The following is a 16,454-nucleotide window of genomic DNA, read 5'->3' as shown; positions in this document are numbered from 1 at the left end:
CCAAGCCCCGCCGACACCGTTGGCATCAACCTCCCCGACTCCGAACGACTCCAAGCAGCTTGACACCGACCGTTTCGTGCCGAAACGAGGGGCTTTCGTGTCTGCTCGCGCCCCCTTGGTGCCCCCCCGGCGCTCCTTGGTGCCCCGGCGCTCCTGAGTGCCGCCCGCACGGGCTAGCGGCCGACGAGGCTCCAGTCCTCCAGGCCCTCGTACAGCGGGAATTCCCTGGCCAGCCGCGTCACCCGGTCCCTCAGGCCGGAGATGTCGGCCGAGCTGCCGTCCGCCAGTGCGGTCGCGATGATGTCGGCCACTTCGGTGAACTCTGCGTCGCCGAAGCCGCGGGTGGCCAGGGCCGGGGTTCCGATCCGCAGCCCCGAGGTGACCATCGGGGGCCGGGGGTCATTCGGCACGGCGTTGCGGTTGACGGTGATCCCGACCTCGTGCAGTAGGTCCTCGGCGGCCTGGCCGTCCAGCGGCGAGTTGCGCAGGTCGACCAGCACCAGGTGCACGTCGGTGCCGCCGCTGACCACCGACACTCCCGCCTTGGCCACATCGTCGGCCAGCAGCCGGTCGGCCAGGATCCGGGCGCCGGACAGGGTCCGCTCCTGACGCTCCGCGAATTCCGGGGTGCCGGCGATCTTCAGCGCGACGGCCTTGCCCGCGATGACGTGCATCAGCGGTCCGCCCTGCTGGCCGGGGAATACCGCCGAGTTGATGGCCTTGGCGTATTCCTGCTTGCCCATGATCATCCCGGAGCGGCCCCCGCCCAGGGTCTTGTGGATGGTGGTGGACACCACATCGGCGTGCGGCACCGGCGACGGGTGCAGGCCCGCGGCCACCAGGCCCGCGAAGTGCGCCATGTCGACCCACAGCTTGGCGCCGACCTCGTCGGCGATCGAGCGGAACGCGGCGAAGTCAAGGACCCGCGGGTACGCCGACCAGCCGGCGATGATCACCTGCGGACGGAATTCGAGTGCCTGCGCCCGCACCACGTCCATGTCCACCAGGTGCGTCGTCGGGTCCACGCCGTAGAAGCCGTTCTCATACAACTTCCCGGAGAAGTTCAGCCGCATGCCGTGCGTCAGGTGGCCGCCGTTGGCCAGATCCAGGCCCAGCAGACGCTCGCCGGGCGACATCAGCGCGTGCAGCACCGCGGCATTGGCCTGGGCTCCTGAATGTGGCTGCACATTGGCAAAGTCGGCGCCGAACAGCGCCTTGGCCCGGTCTCGGGCGATGTTCTCGACCACGTCGACGAACTCGCAACCGCCGTAGTAGCGCCGGCCCGGCAGGCCCTCGGCGTACTTGTTGGTCAGCACACTGCCCTGGGCCTGCAGCACCGAGCGCGGTACGAAATTCTCCGACGCGATCATCTCGAGGGTGTCGCGTTGACGCCCGAGTTCCTTGCCCAGCAGCTCGGCGATATCGGGGTCGACCTCGGCGAGTGGGGCGGACATCACACTGGAAGAAACACGGGCATCGGGTGCAGCAGTCACGCGCGTCAGTCTATCGAGCATGCCGCTGCACAGCGGAATCGCGTTTTGGCCAGCCCCGGTTTAAGGCCCGCTCGCGTTCCTGCAAGACTGACACAATGCCACGGCCGAGCGAGCCGAGCCCTTATGTGGAGTTCGACCGGAAGCAATGGCGTGCGCTGCGTATGGCGACGCCGTTGGCCCTCACTGAAGAGGAGCTGATCGGGCTTCGTGGTCTCGGCGAGCAAATCGACCTCCTAGAGGTCGAAGAGGTGTACCTGCCGCTGGCCCGGCTCATTCACCTGCAGGTCGCCGCCCGGCAGCGGCTGTTCGCCGCCACCGCGGAATTCCTCGGTGAGCCACAGCAGAATCCGGACCGGCCGGTGCCGTTCATCATCGGAGTGGCCGGCAGCGTGGCGGTAGGCAAATCCACCACCGCGCGTGTGCTGCAGGCGCTGCTGGCGCGCTGGGATCACCACCCGCGGGTGGACCTGGTGACCACAGATGGTTTCCTGTATCCCAACGCCGAACTCGATCGACGAAACCTGATGCACCGCAAGGGTTTTCCCGAGAGCTACAACCGCCGGGCGCTGATGCGCTTCGTCACGTCGGTGAAATCGGGTTCCGAATACGCATGCGCGCCGGTGTATTCACATTTGCGCTACGACATCATTCCCGGCGCCAAGCACGTGGTCCGCCATCCGGACATCCTGATTCTGGAAGGCCTGAACGTGCTGCAGACCGGGCCGACACTGATGGTGTCGGACCTGTTCGACTTCTCGTTGTATGTGGACGCACGGATCGAGGACATCGAACAGTGGTATGTGTCGCGGTTCCTCGCGATGCGCAGCACCGCGTTTGCCAACCCTGAGTCGCACTTCCACCACTATTCGGCGTTGTCGGACCCGCAGGCCGTGGTCGCCGCAAAGGAGATCTGGCGGTCGATCAACCGGCCAAATCTAGTGGAGAACATCCTGCCGACCCGGCCCCGGGCAACCCTGGTGCTGCGCAAGGACGCCGATCACTCCATCAACCGGCTGAGGCTGCGCAAGCTGTAGCTAGGGCGTCCCGTTCGTTCCGTCGATGCCGAACAGCAACCCTCTGGTGCCGCCTACGCCGCCCTTTCCGGCGGGGGCGCCCGTTCCCCCGTTGCCGCCGTTGCCGCCGTCGCCGATCAGCTGCGCGTTGCCGCCGATCCCACCGGTGCCGCCCGCCCCGGCGACAGCGCCGACCCCACCGCTGAGGCCGCCGGCTCCGGCGTTGCCACCCGAGCCGCCGTTGCCGTACAGCCAACCGCCGGTAGCACCGTGGCCACCGTCACCGCCGGAACCGCCGTTGCCATTGGAGCCGGCGCCGCTGGGACCGGTGCCACCCTGCGCACCGCCGCCGCCGGACCCGCCGGCGCCGCCATTGCCGAACAGCCACCCGCCATCCCCGCCGGGTGCTCCGGTGCCCGGCGCCCCATTGGCGCCGTTGCCGATCAGCGGGCGCCCGGTCGCGGCTTGAATGGGGGCGTTGACCGCGTTGAGAGCCTGTTGCTGCAGGGTGTGGAGCGGGTCGGTGCTGACCGGTGCGTTGGAACCGTCCAAACCCAGCAACAGCCCGCTGATGCCGCCCGCGCCGGTGGCGCCCGCGGTTGCGCCGGTGCCGCCGTTGCCGCCATTGCCGCCGTTACCGATCCCCACGGCGTTGCCGCCGGTCCCGCCGGCACCTCCAGTGCCGCCTGCGCCCGCGCTGGTGCCGCCGCTGCCGCCGTTGCCGGCATTGCCGAGCAGCCCCGACTTGCCGCCGGCCCCGCCCACTCCACCGACAGCCCCGGCGGCAGTCGCGGCGCCGCCTACCCCGCCCGCACCGCCGGAACCCAACAGCTGGGCGGCGTTGCCGCCCGCTCCGCCCGCGCCGCCACCGCCTTGACCGAACCCACCCGAACCGCCGGACCCGCCGGACCCGAAGAGCAGGCCCGCGTTGCCGCCGGCCCCACCGTTTCCGAGGAACAGGCCCCCATTGCCGCCGGCCCCGCCGGCCGTGCCGTTGCCCCCGACGCCACCCGCGGTGGCCCCGGTCGCCGAGCCCGTGCTGCCGGTGACACCAGTGCCGCCGGCGCCGCCCTGGCCACCGTTGCCGAACAAAAAGGCGTTGCCGCCGCGTCCGCCTGGCAGCCCAGTCGAGCCCGACCCGCCGTTACCGCCGTTGCCCCACAACAATCCGCCCGGCCCACCGTTCTGTCCGGTCCCGGCCACACCGTCGGTGCCGTTGCCGATCAGCGGAATCCCCAGCAACAGGTTGGTGGGCGCATTGATCACCGCGAGAATGTCGTCGGCGATGGTCTGCAACGTCGGCGCATTGGCCGCCTCGGCCAGCGCAAAAACGCTCCCCGAACCACTCAACGCTTGCACGAACTGGTTGTGATACACCGCCGCGTGCGCGCTGACCTCCTGAAAGCCCCGCCCGTGCAAGCTGAACAGCGATGCCAGCGCCAGCGACACCTCATCTTCAGCAGCGGCCAACAACCCGGTGGTCTGGGCCACGGCCGCCGCAGTGACCGCATCTACCGTTGAGCCAATGCCCGCCACGTCCGACGCCGCCGACGTCAACGATTCGGGAACCGCCAGCAGGTACGACATTTTCGTCCCTCCATCAAGCCATTCAGCGCTAGTTACGTATACGAAAATGACCGTCGAAGGATCGGCGCCGCGATTCGCTACGGATCGAGTTGTGCGAGCTTTGCAATCAAAACACAAAAGCAGTTCATATCTGCCGCATACGCTTCAAATTCTAATTTCCACCCACATCACCTCTGCGGATGCCGACTGATCCTGGCACGCCTCAGGGTTTCCTCCGGCGCTCGGCGGCTTACGCGCCGAGGTTGCACCAGTCGAGACTCTTTGCTGTCAGTGGTTCGAAATGATGCGCCGAGGTCCTTGGGTTTAGTTGCGCGAGCAGACGCGAAAGCCCCTGATTCGTGCCGAATTTGGGGGCTTTCGCGTCTGCTCGCGCCACCCCGGCGCGATCCGACTACACGTCGGAGGAGTACCGGATCCCGCCGTCGGGAATCGCGACGCCCGGCCACACCCGGGCTCCGCGCAACAACTCGCATCGCGCACCGATATCGGCGCCGTCGCCGATCACGCCGTCGCGGATCAGTGCCCTTGGGCCGATCCGCACGCCGAAGCCGATGATCGACCGCTCGATCACGCTCCCCGCTTCCACCTTGACCCCGTCGAAGATGACCGCTCCATCCAGCCGCGCGCCGGCACCGATCTCCGCGCCCCGTCCGACCACCGTGCCGCCGATCAACAGCGCGCCCGGCGACACAGCCGCGCCGTCGTGCACCAGCTTCTCGCCGCGCTGGCCCTGCAGCGCCGGCGAGGGCGCGATCCCGCGCACCAGGTCGGCCGAGCCACGCACGAAGTCCTCCGGGGTGCCCATGTCGCGCCAGTACGTCGCGTCCACATAGCCGCACACCTTGACGTCGGCGGCCGACAGCAGCGACGGGAACACCTCGCGTTCCACCGAGACCTCACGGCCACGGGGTATCCGGTCGATGATGTCGCGCTGAAAGACGTAGCAGCCGGCGTTGATCTGGTCGGTCGGCGGGTCCTGGGTCTTCTCCAAAAAGGCGGTGACCCGGCCCTCGCTGTCGGTGGGCACGCAGCCGAACGCGCGCGGATCACCCACCCGCACCAGATGCAGCGTCACGTCGGCCCGGTGGTCGGCGTGGAATTGCAGCAGTTCGCCCAGGTCGGCGCCGGAAAGGACGTCCCCGTTGAAGACCATCACCGTGTCGTGGCGCAGCTTGCCGGCGACATTGGCGATGCCGCCGCCGGTGCCCAGCGGGTTCTCTTCGGTCACATACTCGATCTGCAGACCGAGCTTGGACCCGTCACCGAACTCCGCCTCGAACACCTCAGCCCGATAAGAGGTGCCCAGCACCACGTGCTCGATGCCGGCGGCGGCGATCCGCGACAGCAGATGGGTGAGGAAGGGCAGCCCGGCGGTCGGCAACATGGGCTTGGGCGCGGACAGCGTCAGGGGCCGCAACCGGGTGCCCTTGCCGCCGACCAGGACAACCGCATCGACCGGATGAGTTGCCATCTCAACGCCGCCCTTCTGCCACATTTGGCCGTACCCTGCGGGATCTGCGCACGGCATTGCGGACCATCACCCGGGAACGCACCGCGAGCGATCCCCGCAGTGTCCAGCGCAGCGGCGCCCGCCACCATCCGGAATGCCGATCCGCCAAGAAGATATAGGTACTGCGGTGGTGGGCGGCCAGATGCCGCGCCGGATCGCTTCCGGTGGAGTGGCCCTTGTGGTGTAGCACCTCGGCCGTGGGCACGTAGACCGACAGCCAGCCCGCCTTGCCGAGTCGGTCGCCCAGGTCGACGTCTTCCATATACATGAAGTAGCGCTCGTCGAAGCCGCCGATCTGCTCGAACGCCGATCGGCGCACCAGCAGGCACGACCCGGACAGCCAGCCCACCGGCCGTTCACTGGGTTCCAGGTGCTCCTGGCGGTAGGCCCGGGTCCATCGATTGCGCGGCCAGACCGGTCCGAGCACCGCGTGCATGCCGCCGCGGATCAGGCTGGGCAGGTGCCGGGCCGACGGGTACACCGACCCGTCGGGGTCGCGGATCAGCGGGCCCAGCGCGCCCGCGCGCGGCCACCGACTGGCGGCGTCCAACAGGGCGTCGATGCTGCCCGGGCCCCACTGCACGTCCGGGTTGGCCACGATGACCCACTCGTCGACATAGGGTTCGTCCTGCTGATCGAGCACGGCGACGGTGCGGTTGACAGCGGTGCCATAGCCCAGGTTGGCGCCGGTGGGCAGCAGCCGCACGTTGGGGTAGCGCTCGACGGCCGCCTCCGGTGTGCCGTCGGTGGATCCGTTGTCGGCCAGCAGCACGTGCACCGGCCGTTCGGTGGCCAGCGACAACGACGCCAGAAACCGCTCCAAGTGCGGTCCCGGCGAGTAGGTCACGGCCACGACCGGCAGAACGTCAGTCACGCATAGAGGGTAGCGGTCGATTCGAAGCCGTTGTCAGTGCCGCAACGAGCGCATTGCGCCACGGCCGCAACGGTGTCAGGCCCGCCGCGGCCCACTCCAGGCCGGACAACGCCGAGTACGGCGGGCGCACCGCCGGCCGCGGAAACTCGTCGCTGGTGCACGGCTGCACGCGGTGCGGATCGGCGCCGCTTTCTTCGAACACCGCGCGGGCCTGCTCGAACCGGGAGACCACGCCCTCGTTGGCGGCGTGCAGCAGGCGCCCCCGCAGCCCGCTGTCGGCCAGCTCCAGCAACGCGACGGCCAGGTCGTCGGCGTAGGTGGGCGAGCCGACCTGGTCGTCGACCACCTTGATCGGGCCGTCACCACCGGCCAGCCGCTGCATCACCGCGACGAAGTCGCTCCTGTCCAGCCCGCCGGTGTAGACCCAGGCGGTACGCACCACCACGGCCTCCGGGGAGGCCCCGAACACGGCCTGTTCGCCGGCCAGCTTGCTGCGGGCGTAGACGCTCTGTGGGCCGGTAGGGTCGCCGGGCTCATACGGGCGGGGCTGGCCGTTGCCGAAATCGCCGTTGAAGACGTAGTCGGTCGAGATGTGGACCAGCCGCGCACCGGCGGCCGCGCAGGTGCGCGCCAGGATCTCCGGGCCGGTGGCGTTGACGGCGTAGGCGCCGGCCTCGTCGCTTTCGGCGCCGTCGACGTTGGTGTAGGCGGCGCAATTGATCACCACGTCGCCGCTCTGGATGTGGCTCGCCGCCGCGTCGGGGTCGGTGATATCCCATTCCGACGACGTTCTGGCCAGCACTTCCCGGCCCGCACGCTGCGCACGCGCCGTCACCAGGCTGCCCAGCTGCCCGCCGGCGCCGGTGACCACGAGCCTTCCTGACATGTGTTCGAGTCTGGCACGCCGAGCCGAGCTACCCGGAAAGCGGCTGTTGCACAAGTAGCCTACAGTGATGCCTGCGCAAAGTGTGGCTCGTGTTTCTCATGTGATTCGCCTGTTATCGGGGACGCTGGCGATCGCGGTCGTGCTCGGCACCGGGGTGGCCTGGAGCAACGTGCGGTCGTTCGAAGACGGCATCTTTCACATGTCCGCGCCCTCGCTGGGGCACGGCGGCGACGACGGCGCGATCGACATCCTGCTGGTCGGCCTGGACAGCCGGACCGACGCGCACGGCAACCCGCTCTCGGCCGAGGAGTTGGCGTCGTTGCGAGCCGGCGACGAGGAAGCCACCAACACCGACACCATCATCCTGATCCGCATCCCGAACAACGGGAAGTCGGCCACCGCGATCTCCATCCCACGCGACTCCTATGTTCAGGCACCGAATCTGGGCAAGACCAAGATCAACGGCGTCTACGGCCAGACACGCGAGACCAAGCGGGTAAACCTCGTGCAGGCCGGCGCATCGGCCACCGAAGCCGCCGCGGCAGGCACCGAAGCTGGGCGGGAAGCACTGATCAAGACGGTCGCCGACCTCACCGGCGTCACCGTGGACCACTACGCCGAGATCGGCCTGCTCGGTTTCGCGCTGATCGCCGACGCACTCGGCGGCGTTGAGGTATGCCTCAAAGACGCGGTCTACGAACCTCTTTCGGGTGCCGACTTCCCCGCCGGCCGACAGCGACTCAACGGGCCGCAGGCCTTGAGCTTCGTGCGCCAGCGGCACGAGCTGCCGCGCGGCGACCTGGACCGGGTGGTGCGGCAGCAGGCGGTGATGGCCTCACTCGCCCACCGGGTCATCTCCGGCAAGACGCTGTCCAGTCCCGCCACGATGAAGCGGCTGGAACAGGCCGTGCAACGTTCGGTGGTGCTGTCCTCGGGTTGGGACATCATGGATTTCGTCCAGCAGGTTTCCAAGCTGACCGGCGGCAACGTCGCATTCGCGACCATCCCGGTGCTCGACGGCGCCGGCTGGAGCGACGACGGAATGCAGAGCGTGGTTCGGGTGGACCCACATCAGGTCCAGGACTGGGTCGCCGGCCTGCTGCACGAACAGGACGAAGGTAAGACCGAGGAGCTGGCCTACACGCCGGCCAAGACCACTGCCCACGTCGTCAACGACACCGACATCAACGGGCTGGCCTCCGCGGTGTCGGACGTGTTGAGCTCCAAAGGCTTCACCCCTGGCACCGTCGGCAACAACGACGGCGGGCACGTCAAGAACAGCCAGGTGCGCGCGGCCAAGACCGACGACCTGGGCGCCCAGCAGGTCGCCAAGCAACTCGGCGGTCTGCCCATCGTCGCCGACGCGTCGCTGCCGCCCGGCACGGTCCGGGTGGTCCTGGCGAACGACTACACCGGCCCGGGCTCGGGACTGGACGGCGGGACCATCACCCAACAGGCCCGCGTCACCAATGCGGGCTCGCCGAACGGCAGCACCGTCCCGGCGCCGTCGCCGATCCTCACCGCGGGCTCGGAGAACCCCGAGTGCATAAACTGACCATTCAGTGCAACCACTGACCACACTCAGCGCCGGGATCCTGGACCCGATGCTGCGCGCCGACCCGGTCGGCCCGCGCATCACCTATTACGACGACGCCACCGGCGAGCGCATCGAACTCTCGGCGGTGACGCTGGCCAACTGGGCGGCCAAAACCGCCAACCTGCTACGCGACGAGGTGGGTGCCGGCCCGGCTAGCCGGATAGCGGTCCTGCTGCCCGCGCATTGGCAGACGGCGGCGGTGCTGTTCGGGGTGTGGTGGATCGGGGCCGAGGCGGTGTTGGACGGGCCAGCCGACATCGCGTTGTGCACCGTCGACCGCTTGGACGAAGCAGACGACGCGGTGGCCGGCGGTGAGGTTGCCGTGCTCTCGCTCGATCCGTTCGGGCGGCCGGTCGCCGACCTGCCACTCGGCGTCACCGACTACGCAACGGCCGTGCGGGTGCACGGCGACCAGATCGTTCCCGAGCCGCAGCCCGGTCCGGCGCTGGATGGCCAGTCACCGGCCCAACTGCTGGCCGCCTGTGCGCAATCCGCCGCGAAGCAGGGCCTGAACTCGTCCGACCGGGTGCTGTCCACCGCAACCTGGGAACGTCCCGAGCAACTGGTGGACGGGCTGCTGGCGATCCTGTCGGTCGGCGGATCGCTGGTTCAGGTGGCCAATCCCGATGCCGCGACCCTGCGCCGGCGCATCGAGATGGAGAAGGTCACGCGGGTGCTCTGACCGACCGCAATCCTCCTCGTCCGCCGATACATATTGATATCGCTATATTTCGATGTTAGCTTCGAAGGCACGACACATCACAGAGAAAGGTTCGTGCAATGGCGGTGCAAGTGCTCTTGGCGAAGGCAGCTTCGACGGTGATCACCGGTTTGGCCGGGGTGACCGCCTACGAAGTGCTGAAGAAAGCCGCCAAGAAGGCGCCGCTGCACGAGACGGCGGTCAAGAGCGCCGAACTGGGCCTGCGCGGCACCCGCAAGGCCGAGGTGGCCGCGGAATCCGCCCGCCTGAAGATCGCCGACGTGATGGCCGAGGCGCGGGAACGGATCGGTGAGGAGGCACCCACCCCGGCGGTCGGTGACGTCCACGATCACGATCACTGAGCCATGGCACTCGCGCTGGTTCCTGACCTCGAACCGACGGACCCTGCCCTCGAGGTGATTTCGGACGCCGCCGGCCGGATGCGGGTGCGCGTCGACTGGGTTCGTGCGGACTCGCGCCGCGCCGTCGCCGTCGAGGAAGCCGTGGCCAAACAGAACGGCGTGCGCGTCGTGCACGCCTACCCGCGCACCGGTTCGGTGGTGGTCTGGTATTCCCCGCTCCGCTGTGACCGCGAGGCGGTGCTGGCGGCGATCAGCGACGCCGCCCACGTTGCCGCCGAACTGATCCCGGCCCGCGACCCGCATTCCTCGGAGATCCGCAACAGCGACGTGTTGCGCATGGTGATCGGCGGCGCCGCGCTGGTGCTGCTGGGCGTGCGCCGCTACGTTTTCGCCCGCCCACCCCTGCTGGGCCCGAGTGGCCGGGTGGTGGCCACCGGCGTCACCATCTTCACCGGCTACCCGTTCCTGCGCGGTGCGTTGCGCTCGGTCGGGTCGGGCAAGCTGGGCACCGACGCGCTGGTGTCGGCGGCGACGGTGGCAAGCCTGATCCTGCGCGAGAACGTCGTCGCGCTCACCGTGCTGTGGCTGCTCAATATCGGTGAGTACCTGCAGGATCTGACGCTGCGCCGCACCCGGCGGGCCATCTCGGAGTTGTTGCGCGGCAACCAGGACACGGCGTGGATACGCCTGGCCGACGGCACCGAGGTGCAGGTCCCCATCGACTCCGTACAGATCGGCGACGAGGTGGTGGTGCACGACCACGTCGCGATCCCGGTCGACGGCGAGGTGGTCGACGGCGAGGCGGTGGTCAACCAATCCGCGATCACCGGCGAGAACCTGCCGGTCAGCGTCACCACCGGGACACACGTGCACGCCGGTTCGGTGGTGGTGCGCGGACGGCTGGTGGTGCGCGCCGAGGCGGTCGGCAACGAGACTGCCATCGGCCGCATCATCTCCAGGGTCGAAGAGGCGCAACACGATCGGGCGCCGATCCAGACCGTCGGGGAGAACTTCTCGCGCCGCTTCGTGCCGACCTCGTTCATCGTCTCGGCCGTCACCTTGCTGATCACCGGCGACGTCCGGCGCGCGATGACGATGCTGCTGATCGCCTGCCCGTGCGCGGTCGGGCTGTCCACCCCGACGGCCATCAGCGCCGCGATCGGCAACGGCGCGCGCCGCGGCATCCTGATCAAGGGCGGCTCCCACCTCGAGCAGGCCGGCCAGGTGGACGCGATCGTGTTCGACAAAACCGGGACGTTGACGGTCGGACGCCCGGTGGTCACCAATATCGTTTCGCTGCACAAGGATTGGGAGCCCGAGCAGGTGCTGGCCTATGCCGCGAGCTCGGAGATCCACTCCCGGCACCCGCTGGCCGAGGCGGTCATCCGCTCGACCGAGGAGCGCCACATCAGCATCCCGCCGCACGAGGAGTGCGAGGTGCTGGTGGGGCTGGGCATGCGCACCTGGGCCGACGGCCGCACCCTGCTGCTGGGCAGTCCGGGTCTGTTGCGGGCCGAGACGGTCAAGGTGTCCAGGAAGGCGGCCGAGTGGGTCGCCAAGCTGCGCGCCCAGGCCGAGACGCCGCTGCTGCTGGCCGTGGACGGCAAGCTGGTGGGCCTGATCAGCCTGCGCGACGAGGTGCGCCCCGAAGCGGCCGAGGTGCTGAACCGGTTGCGCGCCAATGGCGTTCGCCGCATCGTCATGCTGACCGGGGATCATCCGGACATCGCGCAGGTGGTCGCCGACGAGCTGGGCATCGACGAATGGCGCGCCGAGGTGATGCCCGAGGACAAGCTCGAGGTGGTGCGCGGGCTGCAGGAGGAGGGCTACGTCGTTGGGATGGTGGGCGACGGCATCAACGACGCGCCGGCGCTGGCGGCCGCCGACATCGGCATCGCGATGGGCCTGGCCGGTACCGATGTCGCCGTCGAGACCGCCGACGTCGCGCTGGCCAACGACAACCTCTACCGCCTGCTCGAAGTGCGTGACCTCGGGTCCCGCGCCGTAGACGTCATCCGGCAGAACTACGGCATGTCAATCGCGGTGAATGCCGCCGGGCTGCTCATCGGTGCGGGCGGCGCGCTGTCACCGGTGCTGGCCGCGATCCTGCACAACGCGTCGTCGGTGGCCGTGGTGGCCAACAGCTCGCGGCTGATCCGCTACCGGCTGGACTGAGCTACTCGCCGAACGAGATCTCGAGCAGCATCTTCTTCTGCTCGGCGTATTCCTGTTCGCTCAGCAGGCCGGCGGCACGCTGTTCGGCGAGGTCGCGGATAGCGGCGGCGACGCCAGTCATCACCGTCCTTGGCGCGGGTACGACGTCGACGTCATCGTCTGGCGCGTCCTCGTTGCGACCGGTGAGCCACGCAGGCTTGGCGTTCCCCTCGCCGTTCGCGGCAGCCGGCGGGCCGGCCATCGCCTGTCCGGCCATTGCGGCAGTTCCCATCTGGTTCAACGCGTTTGCGGCGCCTGATACCGCTGCCGGTCCCGCTGCCGCGTTCGTGCCCGGCAGTGGTGTGGTCAGTGCGGTCGGGCGGATTTCGATTGCGTCATCAGCGATTTGGGTCCAGCTCGGCGGCACCCTCAATGTTCCGATCGTGTTCGCCCCCCCGAAGGCCGCTGTCATGGTCGGCGCCGGAAGCCCACCAGGCGGTAAGCCCAGAAGACGCGGCAGAAAAGGCCGCACGGGCGCCGGCCCGGTACCGGGGTAGGTCTCGGACCCGTTCCAGCCGCTGAAAGTCTCATCGTCATCGACACTCGAAATGGTGGTGAACGCGGCGAGAGGAAAATCCCCGAATGAGCCGACCACGTCTGCCGGTACGGCAACGAAAAGGGAGAGTGCGTCGGTCGGTGCAAAGAAAAGGAGCCCGAGCAGGCTGAGCAGAAGTTCGAACTCTTCGAACTGGGTCGGTACCGCCATTGCGGACAACGCCTGCGGCACAACCGATATGGCATCTTGCACGTTGCCGGCGAAGGCGCCGATCTGGTCGATCGCGGCAGCTTGGCCGGCCATCCCGCCCGGGTCGGTGTTCGGGTCCGGCGAGGAAAACGGCGTCAGCACGGCCGCGGCAGCCGACGAAGCTGCGTAGTTGTACATCGCCAGGCTGTCCTGCACCCACATCTCGGCGTAGAGGGCCTCGGTGGCCGCGATCGCCGGTGTGTTCTGTCCCAGAAAATTCGTCGCCACCAGCGCGGCCAGCAGGCTGCGGTTGGCGGCGATCTCCGGTGGCGGCACCGTGGCTGCAAACGCCGCCTCGTAGGCGGCGACGGCGGCCCATGCTTGGGACGCGGTTTGCTGGGCCCGTGTGGCGCTGGCGCTCAGCCATTCCATATACGACCCGGCCGCTGCGCTCATCGCCGCGGACGACGGACCGGACCACGCCCCTTCGGTGAGTTCGGACACCGCCGACTGATATCCAGAGATCGCGGTATACAGCTCATCGGCCAAGCTGTCCCAGGCCTGCGCAGCGGCCAGCATCGGCCCCGGTCCCGGTCCGGTGTACATCCGACCGGAGTTGATCTCCGGCGGATAAATCCCGAAATCCACCCCTGCGCATACCTTTTCTCGATAGCCGCTGCTTTGGTCAGACGGGAGTTCAGCGACCGAGCAGGCGATTCTTCTGCTCGGTGTATTCCTCGTCTGTCAAAATCCCCTCGTCGCGGAGCTTGGCGAATTCGCGCAACTCGGCCGCGACTCCGGTGACCACAGCCCGAGGCTTGTCAGGCTTGTCGCTGGGCGCCTCGCCGTCTTCGCCGGCCTTGACATTGCCACCGGCGGCAGCGGCGGTTCGGGCGCGAGCGGGCGCGCCTGCTTTCTTGGCCGCCTTGCCGCCCGTCCCTACCACCCCGCCCATGGCCCGACCGGCCAGGCCCGCAAGTGCCATCTGGCTGAGGGTGCCCGAGCTGATTTCCGCCGCCGGCGCGGCGGCGGCCTTGGCCGCGGTTTCACTCAACGCCGGCAGCGTGTAGGAGACGGGGCGCACCGCCGGGGTCGCGACGGTCCACGTCGGCGGCACGGATAGGGCCCCGACGGTGTTCGCCTCACCCAGACCGGCCGACAGCCTCGGGCGTGGCACCGTCCCCTCCGGCAGGTTGAGCAGCGGCGCCGGAAACGGCTTGACCGGTGCCGGCTCCGTGCTCGGGAAGGGTTCCACACCATTCCAGCCGCTGATGATTTCGTCTGTGTGAAGACCCAACAAGGTGCCATAGACGGCCACCGGAAAGTTCACCACCCCGAGCACAGCGGCAGGCACACCGATACCCAAGGTAGCGACGGCCGCTGATACACCGAAGGTGATGGCGGACAGGTCGGCCAGCAAACCTATCAGGAGCAGTGGGTCCTCCGCGGCCGCCGCCGGACTCGCCGCGCTCTGCAGCGCACTGGGCACCTCGGCGAGGGCACGCTGAACGCTGCTCTGCGCGATGGTGGCTTCGGCGGCGGCGGCTTGGTTGGCTAAGCCTTCCGGGTTGGTGTTCTGCTGAGGTGGATTGAACGGCGTCAGCGCCGTGGCCGCGGCTGACGAGGCCGCGTAGCTGTACATCGCGGCCGCGTCCTGGGCCCACATCTCCGCGTACTGTGCTTCGGTGGCAGCAATCGCCTGGGTGTTGATTCCGAACACATTGGTCGCGATCAGGGTCATCAGCTGAGTGCGGTTGGCCGCCACCATCGGTGGTGGAACAGTCGCCGAGAACGCGGTTTGGTAGGCGGCCGCAGCAGCTTTGGCCTGAGCGGAAGTTTCTTCCGCCTGTGCGGCGGTGGCTCGCAGCCACACGGCATACGACGCGGCCGCAGCGCTCATCGACGCCGACGACGGGCCCAACCAGGGGCCGGCGGTCAATGCCGATACCGCCGCTTGGTACGAACTCGCCGCCGACTGCAGTCCCGCGGCGAGCGCAGCCCACGCCTCGGCCGCGGCCAGCAACGGTCCTGATCCGGCACCGGCAAACATGCGGGCCGAGTTGACCTCTGGCGGATAGCTCCCAAAATCCATGGCTACGTTGCTCCTTGAAGCACCTTGGCCGGTATGAAGTCATCGTCCACCCGTGGTGCTGCGACCCGACGACCACGTACCGAAGTGCCCACGGTACATCGCCCTCGCGAAACACGCCCGGCAAAGCCCGTCGCCGCTGACTCTGCGTCCAGGGCGAAGAAGTGCGAGTGGCTGACGCCCTCAGCGCAGAGTCAAGGCCTTCTAGGCTTCAGCAGCACTCCTGGCCGCGCCAGGCCCGCACACCCTGCCAGACCGCGACGCCCGCGACACCCAGCCCGATCACCGGGTCGATCCACCATCCGCCGGGCCAGGCCGCAGTGACGGCCAAGCCGAGTAGCACTCCGGCCGCCTGGATGGCGCACAGATAGTTCTGTGTGCCTTCGCCTTTGGTCGCATCCGAGCGCAGGCGTGCACCGAGCCGGTGGTTGGCCCGGCCCAGCACCGGCATCAGCACCAGCGCCAGCGAGGTCAACACGATGCCTACCACCGACGTCTCGGCATGCTCGCCGCTGAAGAGGTGACGGATCGACTCGGCGGCCACATACGGCGCCACCAGCCAGAACGACACCGCCACACCGCGCTGCGCGCGCCGCTCCGCCGTCTCGGACAGGACGCGGTCGCCACTGAACCGCCAGATCACCATCGCGCTGGCCAGCCCCTCGGACCCGCCGCCCAATGCCCAACCGGTCAGAGCGATGGACCCGACCGTAAGGCCCTCCCACAAGCCCACGCCGCCCTCGACCAGCAGCACGGCCAGGCTGACCCACGCCAGCCGCCGGGCCAGCTGCGCACTGCGCCGCCAGTCGGCGTCTCGCACAACCGGAGTCACCGGCGCGTGGGAGTGGGCCGCGATTTCCATCCCACGATGCTAACGGCGTCACCGACATTCCCAGCGCACCAAGTGTGGGCGCGGCCGATGGCTGGTTAATGTGTCTAAACGATGGCCCGCACGGACAACGACACCTGGGACCTGGCGTCCAGTGTGGGCGCCACGGCCACCATGGTCGCGGCCGGACGCGCCCGGGCCAGTCGAGTGGCCCTGATCGATGACCGGTTCGCCGAACCGTTGGTCCGCGCCGTCGGGATCGAGTTCTTCACCCGCTGGGCCAACGGCGAGCTGGATACCGCCGAGGTCGACTTCCCCGATGCCCCGTGGGGCATGCAACGCATGACCGAGCAGCAGGCCGCGCGCACCCGCTACATCGACGACTTCTTCACCGCTAGCCAGGCGGCCGGGATTCGGCAGGCGGTCATCCTGGCCTCCGGACTCGACGCCCGGGGTTACCGGCTGCCGTGGACGATCGGGACGGTGGTCTTCGAAATCGACGTTCCGCAGGTCCTGGACTTCAAAGCCGGCACGCTGGAGGCCCTGGGCGCTGTCGCGGCTGCGGACGTGGTGGCCGTGCCGGTCGATCTGCGCCACGACTGGCCGTCGGCGCTG

14 protein-coding genes are annotated in these 16,454 nt (G+C 68.6%); 6 read left to right on the top strand and 8 right to left on the bottom strand.

Annotation, left to right across the window (positions count from 1 at the left end):
• Nucleotides 1-173 precede the first annotated feature (173 nt).
• Complete coding sequence (glyA, locus tag A9X01_RS26405) at nt 174-1,454, bottom strand: serine hydroxymethyltransferase (RefSeq protein WP_065123530.1); 1,281 nt, start codon at nt 1,452-1,454, stop codon at nt 174-176.
• A gap of 134 nt (nt 1,455-1,588) precedes the next feature.
• Between glyA and coaA the strand changes: the two genes are divergently transcribed.
• Nucleotides 1,589-2,527, top strand: coding sequence for a type I pantothenate kinase (gene coaA, locus A9X01_RS26400; RefSeq protein ID WP_065123529.1), 939 nt, complete (start codon nt 1,589-1,591; stop codon nt 2,525-2,527).
• On the opposite strand, the gene A9X01_RS32330 is transcribed toward coaA, so the two are convergent.
• From A9X01_RS32330 to rfbD, 4 genes are all read right to left on the bottom strand, one after another.
• On the bottom strand, nt 2,528-4,093 hold the full coding sequence (locus A9X01_RS32330) for a PE family protein (RefSeq protein WP_065123528.1): 1,566 nt from the start codon (nt 4,091-4,093) through the stop codon (nt 2,528-2,530).
• A 391-nt stretch (nt 4,094-4,484) separates the two neighbouring features.
• Nucleotides 4,485-5,564 (bottom strand): mannose-1-phosphate guanylyltransferase, encoded by a 1,080-nt coding sequence (manB, locus tag A9X01_RS26390; RefSeq protein WP_065123532.1) that lies wholly within the window; start codon nt 5,562-5,564, stop codon nt 4,485-4,487.
• Nucleotide 5,565: 1 nt separating this feature from the next.
• A complete protein-coding gene (locus A9X01_RS26385; protein ID WP_065123527.1) occupies nt 5,566-6,477 on the bottom strand; it encodes a glycosyltransferase family 2 protein in 912 nt (303 codons plus the stop codon).
• Nucleotides 6,470-7,363 (bottom strand): dTDP-4-dehydrorhamnose reductase, encoded by an 894-nt coding sequence (gene rfbD, locus A9X01_RS26380; protein WP_065123526.1) that lies wholly within the window; start codon nt 7,361-7,363, stop codon nt 6,470-6,472. Before rfbD ends, A9X01_RS26385 begins: the two co-directional genes overlap by 8 nt.
• A gap of 64 nt (nt 7,364-7,427) precedes the next feature.
• Between rfbD and A9X01_RS26375 the strand changes: the two genes are divergently transcribed.
• The 4 genes from A9X01_RS26375 (at nt 7,428) to ctpC (ending at nt 12,197) form a co-directional block, all read left to right on the top strand.
• Nucleotides 7,428-8,918, top strand: coding sequence for an LCP family protein (locus tag A9X01_RS26375; RefSeq protein WP_436405311.1), 1,491 nt, complete (start codon nt 7,428-7,430; stop codon nt 8,916-8,918).
• 49 nt (nt 8,919-8,967) lie between these two features.
• Entirely contained in the window at nt 8,968-9,642 is a 675-nt protein-coding gene (locus A9X01_RS26370; RefSeq protein ID WP_065123531.1) for a TIGR03089 family protein, read from the top strand.
• Nucleotides 9,643-9,740: 98 nt separating this feature from the next.
• Nucleotides 9,741-10,022, top strand: a complete 282-nt coding sequence (locus tag A9X01_RS26365) for a DUF1490 family protein (protein ID WP_065037332.1) — start codon at nt 9,741-9,743, stop codon at nt 10,020-10,022.
• 3 nt (nt 10,023-10,025) lie between these two features.
• Complete coding sequence (gene ctpC, locus A9X01_RS26360) at nt 10,026-12,197, top strand: manganese-exporting P-type ATPase CtpC (RefSeq protein WP_065123524.1); 2,172 nt, start codon at nt 10,026-10,028, stop codon at nt 12,195-12,197.
• A 1-nt stretch (nt 12,198) separates the two neighbouring features.
• On the opposite strand, the gene A9X01_RS31980 is transcribed toward ctpC, so the two are convergent.
• The 3 genes from A9X01_RS31980 to A9X01_RS26345 all read right to left on the bottom strand — a co-directional run bounded on the left by A9X01_RS31980 (nt 12,199) and on the right by A9X01_RS26345 (nt 15,872).
• Nucleotides 12,199-13,569: a PPE family protein gene (locus A9X01_RS31980; protein ID WP_065123523.1), complete on the bottom strand. Its 1,371-nt coding sequence runs from the start codon at nt 13,567-13,569 to the stop codon at nt 12,199-12,201.
• Between the two features lie 49 nt (nt 13,570-13,618).
• Nucleotides 13,619-15,013 carry a PPE family protein, SVP subgroup gene (locus tag A9X01_RS26350; protein WP_065123522.1) on the bottom strand — a complete coding sequence of 465 codons (1,395 nt, stop codon included), beginning with the start codon at nt 15,011-15,013 and terminating at the stop codon, nt 13,619-13,621.
• A gap of 208 nt (nt 15,014-15,221) precedes the next feature.
• Nucleotides 15,222-15,872, bottom strand: coding sequence for a cation efflux transmembrane domain-containing protein (locus A9X01_RS26345; RefSeq protein WP_065123521.1), 651 nt, complete (start codon nt 15,870-15,872; stop codon nt 15,222-15,224).
• A gap of 81 nt (nt 15,873-15,953) precedes the next feature.
• Between A9X01_RS26345 and A9X01_RS26340 the strand changes: the two genes are divergently transcribed.
• Nucleotides 15,954-16,454 (top strand): class I SAM-dependent methyltransferase (locus A9X01_RS26340; RefSeq protein WP_155772302.1); only part of this gene is annotated, 501 nt, incomplete at its 3' end.

The sequence above is a fragment of the Mycobacterium asiaticum genome, from assembly GCF_001668675.1.
Classification (GTDB): domain Bacteria; phylum Actinomycetota; class Actinomycetes; order Mycobacteriales; family Mycobacteriaceae; genus Mycobacterium; species Mycobacterium asiaticum_D.
This window is presented reverse-complemented; position numbering and strand designations above follow the sequence as displayed.